At 62.5% G+C, this 11,847-nt stretch carries 13 protein-coding genes; 5 read left to right on the top strand and 8 right to left on the bottom strand.

Annotated features, from left to right (window positions below):
• Positions 1 to 14: 14 nt before the first annotated feature.
• From AAEQ75_RS16915 to puuE, 5 genes are all read right to left on the bottom strand, one after another.
• On the bottom strand, positions 15 to 1,517 hold the full coding sequence (locus tag AAEQ75_RS16915) for a nucleobase:cation symporter-2 family protein (protein ID WP_343349824.1): 1,503 nt from the start codon (positions 1,515 to 1,517) through the stop codon (positions 15 to 17).
• 251 nt (positions 1,518 to 1,768) lie between these two features.
• Positions 1,769 to 3,106 (bottom strand): urate hydroxylase PuuD, encoded by a 1,338-nt coding sequence (locus AAEQ75_RS16920; protein WP_256837186.1) that lies wholly within the window; start codon positions 3,104 to 3,106, stop codon positions 1,769 to 1,771.
• A gap of 48 nt (positions 3,107 to 3,154) precedes the next feature.
• The gene (locus AAEQ75_RS16925) at positions 3,155 to 3,658 is read right to left on the bottom strand and encodes an ureidoglycolate lyase (RefSeq protein ID WP_343349826.1); all 504 of its coding nucleotides are present in this window, start codon (positions 3,656 to 3,658) and stop codon (positions 3,155 to 3,157) included.
• Between the two features lie 67 nt (positions 3,659 to 3,725).
• Positions 3,726 to 4,241 carry a 2-oxo-4-hydroxy-4-carboxy-5-ureidoimidazoline decarboxylase gene (uraD, locus tag AAEQ75_RS16930; RefSeq protein WP_256837188.1) on the bottom strand — a complete coding sequence of 172 codons (516 nt, stop codon included), beginning with the start codon at positions 4,239 to 4,241 and terminating at the stop codon, positions 3,726 to 3,728.
• 14 nt (positions 4,242 to 4,255) lie between these two features.
• Entirely contained in the window at positions 4,256 to 5,182 is a 927-nt protein-coding gene (gene puuE, locus AAEQ75_RS16935; protein ID WP_256837189.1) for an allantoinase PuuE, read from the bottom strand.
• A 407-nt stretch (positions 5,183 to 5,589) separates the two neighbouring features.
• Here puuE and uraH point away from each other — a divergent pair, with 407 nt between their 5' ends.
• On the top strand, positions 5,590 to 5,943 hold the full coding sequence (gene uraH / locus AAEQ75_RS16940; protein WP_343349827.1) for a hydroxyisourate hydrolase: 354 nt from the start codon (positions 5,590 to 5,592) through the stop codon (positions 5,941 to 5,943).
• Positions 5,944 to 6,141: 198 nt separating this feature from the next.
• On the opposite strand, the gene AAEQ75_RS16945 is transcribed toward uraH, so the two are convergent.
• On the bottom strand, positions 6,142 to 6,936 hold the full coding sequence (locus tag AAEQ75_RS16945; protein ID WP_343349828.1) for a hypothetical protein: 795 nt from the start codon (positions 6,934 to 6,936) through the stop codon (positions 6,142 to 6,144).
• Between the two features lie 36 nt (positions 6,937 to 6,972).
• The gene (locus AAEQ75_RS16950) at positions 6,973 to 7,965 is read right to left on the bottom strand and encodes an alpha/beta hydrolase (RefSeq protein ID WP_343349830.1); all 993 of its coding nucleotides are present in this window, start codon (positions 7,963 to 7,965) and stop codon (positions 6,973 to 6,975) included.
• 124 nt (positions 7,966 to 8,089) lie between these two features.
• Here AAEQ75_RS16950 and aroC point away from each other — a divergent pair, with 124 nt between their 5' ends.
• The 4 genes from aroC (at position 8,090) to AAEQ75_RS16970 (ending at position 11,155) form a co-directional block, all read left to right on the top strand.
• Positions 8,090 to 9,181 carry a chorismate synthase gene (gene aroC / locus AAEQ75_RS16955; protein WP_343349832.1) on the top strand — a complete coding sequence of 364 codons (1,092 nt, stop codon included), beginning with the start codon at positions 8,090 to 8,092 and terminating at the stop codon, positions 9,179 to 9,181.
• 13 nt (positions 9,182 to 9,194) lie between these two features.
• Positions 9,195 to 10,346: an MFS transporter gene (locus AAEQ75_RS16960; protein WP_256837196.1), complete on the top strand. Its 1,152-nt coding sequence runs from the start codon at positions 9,195 to 9,197 to the stop codon at positions 10,344 to 10,346.
• Positions 10,347 to 10,362: 16 nt separating this feature from the next.
• The gene (locus tag AAEQ75_RS16965) at positions 10,363 to 10,902 is read left to right on the top strand and encodes an acireductone dioxygenase (protein WP_343349834.1); all 540 of its coding nucleotides are present in this window, start codon (positions 10,363 to 10,365) and stop codon (positions 10,900 to 10,902) included.
• 61 nt (positions 10,903 to 10,963) lie between these two features.
• The gene (locus AAEQ75_RS16970; protein WP_343349835.1) at positions 10,964 to 11,155 is read left to right on the top strand and encodes a PLDc N-terminal domain-containing protein; all 192 of its coding nucleotides are present in this window, start codon (positions 10,964 to 10,966) and stop codon (positions 11,153 to 11,155) included.
• Between the two features lie 191 nt (positions 11,156 to 11,346).
• On the opposite strand, the gene AAEQ75_RS16975 is transcribed toward AAEQ75_RS16970, so the two are convergent.
• Positions 11,347 to 11,844 carry a methylated-DNA--[protein]-cysteine S-methyltransferase gene (locus AAEQ75_RS16975; protein ID WP_143506599.1) on the bottom strand — a complete coding sequence of 166 codons (498 nt, stop codon included), beginning with the start codon at positions 11,842 to 11,844 and terminating at the stop codon, positions 11,347 to 11,349.
• Positions 11,845 to 11,847 lie beyond the last annotated feature (3 nt).

Genomic DNA, 11,847 nt, shown 5'->3' on the forward strand with positions numbered 1-11,847 from the left:
TTCTAAGTCAGGGATCAGCTGGGTCGGGCGGCCGGGTCGAGGTCGCGGCTGAGCGTCTTGAGGCTGTCGTCGTCGCTGGCTACATCGTCCGGGCGGTTCTGCAGCACGGTGTGCAGGTGCGCCTCGGGGTCGTAGTCGTCTTCCTCGACTTCGTGGTTCTCGTCGGGCAGGAAGATGTTTAGCACGATGGCACTGAAGGCGCCGATGGTGATGGGCGAGCCGAAGATATTCTTCAGTACGTCCGGCATGTGCGAGAGCACGTCCGGTACGCCGGCCATGCCCAGGCCGAGGCCCAGGGAAATGGCCACGATCAGCACGTTGCGGCGGTGCAGGCCGGCTTCGCTGAGAATCTTGATGCCGGCCACCGCAACGGTGCCGAACATGATCAGGGTCGCGCCACCGAGCACGGGCTTGGGCATCATCTGCAACACCGCGCCGACCACCGGGAACAGGCCCAGCAGCACCAGGATGCCGGCGATGTAGAAGCCCACATGGCGGCTGGCTACGCCCGTGAGCTGAATCACTCCGTTGTTCTGGCTGAAGGTTGTCATCGGCAAGCTGTTGAACATGGCGGCGACTGCCGAGTTGCAGCCGTCGGCCAGCACCCCTGATTTGATCCGGCGCATGTATACCGGCCCTTTGACCGGCTGCTTGGAGATGATCGAGTTGGCGGTCAGGTCGCCTGCTGTTTCCAGTGGAGTGATCAGGAAGATCACGGCGATGGGCACGAAGGCGATCCAGTCGAAGCCGAAGCCGTACTTGAATGGCTGCGGCACGCTGATCAGCGGTACCTCGGCCATGTTGGCGAAGTCCACCCGGCCGGTGAACCAGGCAACGGCGAAGCCCAGGGTCAGGCCGATGATCACGGCAGAAAGGCGCAGCACCTGTGACGAGGCACGGTTGAGCAGGACGATGGTGCCCAGCACCAGGCCGCCGAGGGCCAGATGGTGCAGGGCGCCGAGATCCGGCGCGCCATAGCCGCCGGCCAGATCGGTCATGCCCACCTTGATCAGTGACAAGCCCATCAGGCAGATGATGGTGCCGGTGACCACCGGGGTGATGACCTTGCGCAGCTTGTTGATGAATTGGCTGAAGGCAATCTCGACGAAGGCGGCGCAGAAGCAGATGCCGAACAGTGTGGCGAGTATCTCTTCCTCACTGGCGCCACGCCCCTTGACGATGAAGCCGGCGCTGAGAATCACGCTGAGAAAGCCGAAGCTGGTGCCTTGCAGGCACAGCAGGCCGGAACCGATCGGGCCGATGCGTTTGGCCTGGACGAAGGTGCCGAGGCCGGAGACGAACAGCGCCATGCTGACCAGATAGGGCACGTGGGCACCCAGGCCCAGAGCACTGCCGACGATCAGGGTAGGGGTGATGATGCCGACGAAGCTGGCCAGCACATGCTGCAGCGCCGCGAAGATGGCCGGGGCGAAAGCTGGCGTGTCGTCCAGCTGATAGATCAGGTCGCTGTTGCCGACGGGCGTAGCTTGGGCTTGGGTGTTGCTGTCTGTGGTCATGTCATAGCCTGCCAGTTGTTCTTATATGGTCATGGGCTTACACGAGGCTTCACGGCACCTCTGCTCCGATCAATCGAAAAATTGTCCGACTGGTCAGGATGTCGTCGACTATAGCAACTTGTGGACACTGTTAAAAACAATTTATTTTTAGATTGTGCACAAAAAATGAACCGCCGGTCAGCTCGCGCTGCCGGCGGTTCATGGGTGTAAAAAGATGCCGCGCCGAGTCACGGGCGCGACATGTGTGGCAATCAGTTGATCTGAGCGCCTTTGCTGATCCAGCTGCCGATCAGGTCACGCTCGTCCTGGGTCATCTGGGTGATATTGCCCAGCGGCATGATCTGCGTGGCCACGGTCTGCGCGTGGATCTTTGCTGCCTGAGCCTTCATCTGCTCCGGCGTATCGAGCATCAGTCCGGCCGGCGCGGCGCTGAACATCGGGCTGCTCGGACTCGCCGAGTGGCATACGGTGCAGCGCTCGTGGATCACGCTTTCAACCTGGGCGAAATCGGTGCTGGCGGCAGGCGTGGCACTGTCAGCGGCAGTGGACGGTTCCTCGCTTGCATCGGCTTTGGCTTGGGTTTCCTCGGCAGCAGGCTCGTTGGTGGTGACGGGGTTGCCAGGGCGACCGGTAGCCGGAACGGGAGCGTACTTGATTGCCGGCGCTTGAGCCGTTGCCGGTGCGCTGACAGCCTTCGTTTGCGGGCCGGTGACATAAGCCAGGCAGATCATGCCCAGCGCTGCGGCCGGCAGCGTCCAAACGTACTTGCTGCTGTCGTGGCGGGTGTTGAAGTAGTGACGCACCAGCACGGCCAGAATCGCGATACCTGCCAGGATCAGCCAGTTGTATTGGCTGCCGTAGGTGCTCGGGAAGTGGTTGCTGATCATGATGAACAGCACTGGCAGGGTGAAGTAGTTGTTGTGGCGCGAGCGCAGCAGGCCTTTGGCCGGCAGGGTCGGGTCCGGCGTGGTGTTTTCCTCGATGGCCTTAACCAGTGCGCGCTGTGCCGGCATGATGGTGAAGAACACGTTACCGACCATGATGGTGCCGATGATGGCGCCGACATGAATGTACGCGGCGCGGCCGCTGAAGATCTGGCTGAAGCCGTAGGCGGCAGCGATGATCAGCACGAACAGCACGGCGCCGAGCAGGCCCGGACGCTTGCCAAGTGGCGAGTCGCAGAGAACGTGATAGATCAGGTAGCTGACGGCCATGGAGCCGAGGCCGATGGCGATGGCCGCGGCTGGCGCCAGGTCGACACCTGGCTTGACCAGATACAGGGTCGGATTGAGGTAGTACACCACCAGCAGCAGGGCGACGCCCGACAGCCAGGTGGCGTAGGCCTCCCATTTGAACCAGTGCAGGTTCTCCGGCATTTTCGGCGGCGCCAGCTTGTACTTTTCCAGGTGGTAGATACCGCCGCCGTGAATCGCCCAGAGGTCGCCCGACAGGCCCTCGCGTGGGTTGCTCCGGTTGAGGTTGTTCTCCAGCCAGACGAAATAGAAGGATGCGCCGATCCAGGCGACGCCGGTGATCATATGAATCCAGCGGATGCCCAGGTTTAGCCATTCGGTGAAGTGTGCTTCCACGATCTGTACCTCTTTCCCCGGGGGAGGCACGCCAGCCCCGGGCTTCTCTTATTGGTGGGGGGCGAGGAGAAGTAGGTCTTCCTCATTGAAGAAATGTTCATCGCAGTTGTTGCCAGAACCACTGCGATCAACCACCAGGAAGTCATCCCGCTTTTCGATCGTCAGCACCGGGTGGTGCCACACGCCGCGATGGTAATTGACGCCCTGCCTGCCATTGCTGAGGAAGGCACGGACGGAACCTGATACAGGTACATCGCCAACTGGCGCGACCACGATCAGAAAGGGGTTGCCGAGCAGCGGGATGAAAGCCTGGCTGCCCAGCGGATGGCGTTCCAGCATGCGGATGGTCAGCGGCATCTGCAGCGATTCGGCGCTGAAGATGCTGATGATGGCCTTGTCCTCGGGCTGTGCGGTCTCCACCGTGGCCAGCTTGTGATAGCGGCGGGTGGAACCGTTGTTGATCATGAAGAAATCGCTGTTTTCAGTTTCGATCACGTCACCGAAAGGGGCGAAGGCTTCTTTGCTCAGGAGCTCGATGGTCAGGCTGCGCATGGCTGTTCTACTTGTAGGTTGAGTGGATGAACCCGGCCCACGGTGGCCGAGGCAAGCGTCTGCAGGCTTAGAGCTGCTGCAGACGGAACATCGCGATCTTGTTGATCTCGGCCAGAGCGGTCTGGAACTCCTGCTCGGGCGTGTTGTGAATGCGTTCTTCGAAGGCCGCCAGGATCTGGTGCCGGTTGCTGCCCTTGACCGCCTTGATGAAGGGGAAGCCGAACTTGGCCTTGTAGGCATCGTTGAGTTCGGTGAAGCGGGCGAACTCCTCGGCACTGCATTCATGAATACCGGCACCGGATTGCTCGGCGGTGCTGGAGGCGGTCAGCTCGCCACGCACGGCAGCCTTGCCGGCCAGATCCGGGTGCGCGTTGATCAGCGCCAGCTGCGCATCGGCATTGGCGGACAGGAGAATGTCGGCCATGCGCTGTTGCAGCGTATCGATTTCGTCGATGGAGCTGTCCAGACCGAGGTCGTAGGCTTTCTCGGCGACCCACGGCGAGTGCTCGTAGATATCGGCGAACGCAGCGACGAACGCGTCGCGGCTCAGTTGAGATGGGGTCAGGGTCTGGAAACGGCTCATGGGCGGCTCTCTTGTCATTCGGTCGCGCGGAAGGGGTGAGTGGCGTGCCAGTGCCTGGCGATGTCGACGCGGCGGGCGCACCAGACCTTGTCGTGGCTTTTCACGTAATCGAGAAAGCGTGCCAGGGAGGCCAGGCGGCCAGGGCGGCCGAGCAGACGGCAATGCATGCCGATCGACAGCATTTTCGGCGCACCGGCCTGACCTTCGGCGTAGAGCACGTCGAAGGCATCCTTGAGGTATTCGAAGAAGTCGTCGCCCTTGTTGAAACCCTGCACCTGGGTGAAGCGCATGTCGTTGGTGTCCAGCGTGTAGGGGATCACCAGATGCGGTTTTTCCGGGGTACTGGCTGGATCCCAGTAGGGCAGGTCGTCGTCGTAGGTGTCGGAATCGTAGAGAAAGCCGCCTTCCTCACGCACGATGCGTCGGGTGTTCGGGCCCAGGCGGCCGGTGTACCAGCCCAGCGGACGCTCGCCGGTCAGTTCGGTGAGGATGCGGATAGCCTCGAGCATGTGCTCGCGCTCGGTGGCTTCGTCGGTGTTCTGGTAGTCGATCCAGCGGTAACCGTGGCTGCAGATCTCGTGGCCATTGGCGGCCATCTCGCGAATCACTTCGGGGTGACGCTGGGCAGCCATGGCCACGGCGAAGATGGTCAGGGGAATATCGTGCCTTTTGAACAGATTGAGCAGGCGCCATACACCGACGCGGCTGCCGTACTCGTAGAGCGACTCCATGCACAGGTTGCGCTGGCCCTGCAGTGGCTGAGCGGCGACCATCTCGGACAGAAACGCTTCGGACTCCTTGTCGCCATGGAGAATGTTGCGCTCGCCGCCTTCCTCATAATTGAGCACGAAAGACAGGGCCACGCGGGCATCGCCTGGCCAGTGCGGATGAGGTGGGTTTGCGCCGTAGCCGATCAAGTCACGTGGGTAATCAGCGTTCACTGCAGTCTTCCTATCTGGAATGTTGCGGTCACTGCGCGTCCTGAAACCGATGGCTGCGCGACCTGGATGGCTAATTGTATACAAAATTGATGGCCGTTTGTAAATCCGGTTTTCGTCATTTTCTTCGAGCCCTATTAAAGCAATAAACTTGCCTATCCGGTCAGCTATTGTGCAGGCTTCCAGCATTTATGCGCTGTATATAAGGCAGACGATGAGGTCTCCCACGGAGAGGGCATGATGATTGATGGGTTGATTGTGTACATTTTTTTGATAAAGTGTTTTATATTCTAGCTGCGTGCTATCCTGCCCAGGCGCTGGAGCATTGCGACGAGCCGATTTCAACAGAGCAGAGGAGGTGTGGTATCTGCAGGCCGCAGGCCGCAGGCCGCGGCGGATGCCCGAGAGCCATGGGACGTTTGACTACACATGTACTGGATGCCGCACACGGCTGCCCGGGGAGTGACATCAAGGTCGAGCTGTATCGCGTCGAAGGCGCGCAGCTGGAGCTGATCAACACCGTTGCGACCAACCACGACGGCCGTTGCGATGCGCCGGTGTTGCAGGGCGATGACTACCGCAGCGGTATCTATCAACTGCACTTCCACGCTGGCGACTACTACCGCGCTCGTGGCGTCAGTCTGCCGGAACCGGCTTTTCTTGACGTTGTAGTGCTGCGTTTCGGCATCGATGCCGGGCAGGAGCACTACCACGTACCGCTACTGATTTCCCCTTACAGCTATTCCACCTATCGCGGTAGCTGAGTGACTGGCAGACCTGCTGCCTGCCAGACGAATGCTTGTCACCCTCAGACTCGTTTGAGTCCTTACGCCCGCTCACACTGCGGGCTTTTTTTCGCCTGTATTTCGGGGTGCTGTTGCTGGGTTAGCGATCACACGGCCCATCGGTGGGGTGCCTATTAAGAACAGCGTGATGGGCGGCGTAGGGTGCGCCAAGGGCCACTAGCGTGTGGCGATCCAGATCAGCAGGCCGGCCTGAAACAGGCTGAACGCCACCAGGCAGGTGATGGTGAAGCGCAGGCCGCTGTCCTCGCGCTTGAGGCGTTCGAGCCGATCTTCCAGTTTGCGCAGTTTGACGTCCTGCTGCTGCAGCGTCTGGTCGGCCTGCTGCAGCATCGCGGCAGCATCCAGTAACTCGATGATCTGCACCTTCTCGGCATGCCAGTCGCCGTGCAGAGAGCTGACCCGTGGCGCGCTGTAGAACGGCTTGAGCTGCAACGGGTCGCTGTACTCGATGGTGAAACCCTGCGCTTTCAGCGCGTGGTCACGCCGGGCGCGGGCCGCTTCGTTGACGTTGTCCTTGGTCGGCAGGGCGCCGCCCTCGACCTGGTAGTGCGCGTATTGCTTGCGCGCCCAGGCGATGCCCTGCGCCATGAGAAAACGCCCCAGGCCGCGGTTGGCGGGCTCCACGCTGAGGCCCTTGTCCGGGCCGAAGCGAACCTCCTTGCGCTGATGGTCGGCCCAGACTTCCAGCAGGTTGGTCTGACGATGCAGGCGTTGGCCTGGCATCTGGATGGTCAGGCGCAGCAGGCTGGTGTCCTTGGCGTGGCGCTCCACGCGGCCGAGCTGAACGAAGCGTAGCGGTCGCGGCCCGGTCTCCCGGTCGACCGGCAGTGGCGCCAGGCGCAGCAGGCTGAACTGCTCGGCTGGCAGGTCAGTCCAGGGATGCGGCGCGGCGGGCGTCTCGCCTGCGACTGCGTCGGCGGCTTGCGCCTCCGGGGCTGGGTTTTCGCTCATGGGCGTCCTGTGTACTGTTTGGTGGCCTTCGATGCGTTATCGGCCATTTTCCTCAGCACTGGAGCGAATAAAGGACACGATCCGTTCGCCCAGCGCACGGGCCAAGGGTAGCTGCGGATCGTCGTAGGACGCTAGCTGTTCGTTCCAGGGCGCCGGGGTGATGCGCATGACGTGGTTCATGCTGGGGATCAACGCCAGCTCGGCATCGGGCTTGGCCTGCTTGAGTACCTCGGCGTTGTCCGGGCTGACCTGGGCGTCGTGGGTGCCCTGCACGATCAAGGCGGGTATCTGCAGAGCGGTGAAGTTTTCCGCCGGGTCCTGGCGCAGCAGGCTGATCAGGTAAGGCTGTACGCTGGGGCGATAGATCGCTTGCAGTTCCTTGGGGACCTTGGGCTGCAGCTTGCCGCGGATCAGGTTGGCGAGGATGTGCCGGCTCTCGTCCAGCAACGGTGGTGGCAGGCGCATGGCCAGTTGCATGTCCAGCACCTGGCCGATCGGGTAGGCGGGGCCGGCGATGGATACCAGAGCACTGGCCTGGCTGCCAGGTGCGGCCAGGCTGGCGATCAGCGCGCCTTCGCTGTGGCCGATGAGAATCAGTCGATCAAAACGCGGATCGTCCCTGAGCAGACTGGCCCAGCCTTCGACATCGGCGACGTAGCGCTCGACGCTGAGGTCTTTCTCATTCGGCGTCGCGGCGCGGCTGGCGGCCACGCCGCGTTTGTCATAGCGGAGGCTGGCGATGCCATTACGCGCCAGCACTTGGGCCAGCTTTTTCAATGCATCGTTATGGCCACCCTCGGGGTTGTTGCCGTCGCGGTCGGTGGGGCCGGAGCCGGCGATCAGCAGCGCCACCGGCACCGGTTTGTCGCTTTGCGGCACCAGCAGGCTGCCGTACAGGGTGCCCTGGTTGGTGTCGAGGCTGATGGGCAGTTGTCGGGTGGTGTTGGCCTGGGCCAGGCCGGTGATCAGGGTGAGGGACAAGAGCAGGGCTCGTAGCATGATGAGGGTAGGGTAGTGGCAGACTGGCATTGGACGCGTTCGGTTGGACAAGGTTCGGGGTGAACTGCAAGTAGGTGGCAGGTATACTCGCCCACCTTGTGAATCGGGCCTGCGCAGTGGCAGGCCGATGCTGAATCTCGCGGAGTGTCTTCCCATGTCCGGCAATACCTACGGCAAGCTGTTCACCGTCACCACCGCTGGCGAAAGCCATGGCCCGGCGCTGGTCGCCATCGTCGACGGTTGCCCCCCCGGTGTCGAGATTTCTCTGGAAGACCTGCAGCGTGACCTCGACCGCCGCAAGCCGGGCACCAGCCGCCACACCACGCAGCGCCAGGAGGCCGACGAGGTGGAGATTCTCTCCGGCGTGTTCGAGGGCAAGACCACCGGCTGCTCCATCGGCCTGCTGATCCGCAACACCGACCAAAAGTCCAAGGACTACTCGGCGATCAAGGACCTGTTCCGCCCGGCCCATGCCGACTACACCTATCACCACAAGTACGGCATCCGCGACTACCGTGGCGGTGGCCGCAGCTCGGCGCGCGAAACCGCCATGCGTGTGGCGGCCGGTGCCATCGCCAAGAAGTTCCTGGCCAGCCAGGGCATCGTCATCCGTGGCTACATGAGCCAGCTTGGCCCTATCGAGATTCCGTTCAAGACCTGGGATTCGGTGGAAGAGAACGCCTTCTTCAGCCCTGACCCGGACAAGGTGCCGGAGCTGGAGGCCTACATGGATCAGCTGCGCCGTGACCAGGATTCGGTCGGCGCGAAGATCACCGTGGTGGCCGAAGGCGTCATGCCGGGCCTCGGCGAGCCGATCTTCGACCGCCTCGATGCCGAGCTGGCCCACGCGCTGATGAGCATCAACGCGGTCAAGGGCGTGGAGATCGGCGCCGGTTTCGCCTGCGTCGCCCAGCGTGGCACCGAGCATCGCGACGAGCTGACCCCGGAGGGCTTCCTCTCCAATAACGCCGGCGGCATCCTCGGCGGTATCTCCAGCGGCCAGCCGATCATCGCCCACCTGGCGCTTAAACCGACCTCCAGCATCACCACGCCGGGGCGCTCCATTGACGTCGACGGCAACCCGGTGGACGTCATCACCAAGGGCCGTCACGACCCCTGCGTGGGCATTCGTGCCACGCCGATTGCCGAGGCCATGATGGCCATCGTGCTGATGGATCATCTGCTGCGCCATCGTGGGCAGAATGCCGACGTGCGCGTCAGCACACCGGTGCTACCACAACTGTGAGCCGGACGGCGGCATGAGCGCGGCCCTGCCTTACTGGCGGTTGTCCGGTTTCTACTTCTTCTACTTCGCTCTGCTCGGGGGTACGGCGCCGTTCCTGGCGCTGTACTTCGACCACCTGGGCTTTTCCCCAGCGCGGATCGGCGAACTGATCGCCATTCCCATGCTGATGCGTTGCCTGGCACCGAACCTCTGGGGCTGGTTGGGTGACCACACAGGTCAGCGCCTGCTGATCGTGCGCTTCGGCGCGCTATGCACCCTGGTCTGCTTCGCCGGCATCTTCTTCAGCCAGAGCTACGCCTGGCTGGCGCTGATCATGGCCACTCACGCTTTCTTCTGGCATGCGGTGCTGCCGCAGTTCGAGGTCATCACCCTGGCCCATCTGCGCGAGCAGGCGGCGCGCTACAGCCAGATTCGCCTGTGGGGCAGCATCGGCTTCATCGTCGCCGTAGTCGGCCTCGGCCTGCTGTTCGAGTGGCTGAGCCTGGACGCTTACCCGGCAGCGCTGCTGGTGATCATGGCCGGTATCGTCGCCAGCAGTTTGTGGGTGCCCAATGCGCAGCCTGTGCTGCGCCCGAGCACGCTGGAGTCGGATGGTTTTCTGCGCCAATTGCGTCGCCCCGGCATCCTCGCGTTCTACGCTTGCGTCGGGCTGATGCAACTGAGCAACGGTCCGTACTACACCTTCCTGACCCTGCACCTGGAGGGTGTTGGCTACAGCCGCGGTGCCATCGGGTTGTTCTGGGCGCTGGGGGTGGTGGCGGAGATTCTGCTGTTCCTGGTCATGGCGCGGCTGCTGCAACGCTATTCACTGCGCGCGGTATTGTTGGCCAGCTTCCTGATCACCGCCGTGCGCTGGCTGCTGTTGGGCAACCTGGCCCAGTATCTGCCGGTGCTGTTGCTGGCGCAGTGTATGCACGCCGCCACTTTTGGCGCTTTTCATGCTGCGTGCATTCACTTCGTGCAACGCAGCTTTGCCGATCGCCAGCAGGGCCAGGCCCAGGCACTGTACGTCAGTCTGGCCGGGATTGGCGGTGCGTTGGGCGCGCTGTATGCCGGTTACAGCTGGAAGAGCCTGGGCCCGGCCTGGACCTTCGCCATCGCCAGTCTGGTAGCCTTGCTAGCCGCGTTCATCATTGCCACCCGTCTGCCGCCCGAGCGGCCCTGAATCGAGTGAACCCTTCATGAGCAGCCTCGCCGTCTACCAGCACACCTCCCCGGAACTGCCGAACAAGATACTGAACCACGCCGACGACATCGCCAGCACCCTGGCGGCGGCGGGCATCGATTATCGCCAGGTGGAGCTGCCGGCCGCGTTGCGCCCAGGTTGCGAGCAGGCCGAGTTCGACGCGGCCTATGGTCTGTGGCTGCAGGCGTTCATGGGCAAGGAAGGCTATGTGCAGCAGGAGCTGTTCAACCTGCAGCGCAACCATCCGCAGAAACTGGAGTTGCGTGCGCGTCATCTGGATGAGCAGTCGCAATCGACGGCCAGTGCCTGGTTGTTCCTCGGTGGCTTCGCCCAGCTTAGCCTGCACCTCGACGATCACGTCTACATGCTGCAGGGCGAGAAGGGCGACCTGCTGTCGCTGCCAGCGGGTACCCGCTACTGGTTCGACCCGGGGGAGGAACCGCATGCGCTGGTGGTACGCCTGAGCGCCAGCGAGGACGCACCTGTGCGCACCGACGACGACATCGCCAGCCGATTTGCCAGGCTCGGTGACTAAGGGAACCCGCGCCGGTGGCCAGCTATCCTATGAAGGTAACCTTTCAGACAGGAGTGTCGTCATGGGTTCTACCTTCAATGGCCTGATTGGCCTGGTCATCCTCGCCCTGGATATCTGGGCCATCATCAACGTGGTCAAGAGCAACGCGGAAACTGGAATCAAGATTCTATGGATTCTGCTGATCGTGCTGTTGCCGGTAATCGGCCTGATCATCTGGGCGCTGATGGGGCCGCGCGGCACCGTCAGGATCTGACCGAAGCCGCTTCTGCCGGTGCGCCCTGAGAATCTGTTCACGATCTCGCGAGCTAGAGCCAGGCAAGGCGAAACCAGGCGAAAAAGCGCAGTTTACAAGTTGTAAATGAGCATTTTGAGCGTGGTTTCAACGCAGCATGGCCGACGCGCAGCAGATCGTGAACAGGTTCTGACATCCGGGGCGCGCCTCGCTCACAATGCCAGTTGCGCCTGCGCTTGCGGCAACACGCCCTCGAGTTCCAGCAACTGCTGCTTGCGCGGCAGGCCACCGGCATAACCGGTCAGGCTGCCGTCCCGGCCGATCACGCGATGGCAGGGCACGATGATGGAGATCGGGTTGGCGCCATTGGCCGTTCCCACCGCGCGTACGGCCTGCGGCCGCCCGATGACATTGGCCAGCTCCGAATAGCTGCAGGTGCGGCCGTAGGGAATGGCCAACAGCGCCTGCCACACCGCCTGCTGGAATGCTGTGCCCCTCGGTGCCAGGCGCAATTCGAACTGGCGGCGCTTGCCGGCGAAGTATTCGTCCAACTGACTGCAGACGGCGTCCAGCTCACGGCCCGCGGGCTGCCAATGGTCTTCGATGCGCCAGGGACGGCTGTCCAGCTCCATCAGGAGCAGTTGCAGGCCGTTTTCATCGGCCGCGAGAAACAGTGGGCCAACAGGGCTGTCGTGATGGCGGTAATGCATGGT

This window comes from Pseudomonas sediminis (genome assembly GCF_039555755.1).
Lineage (GTDB): Bacteria > Pseudomonadota > Gammaproteobacteria > Pseudomonadales > Pseudomonadaceae > Aquipseudomonas > Aquipseudomonas mendocina_D.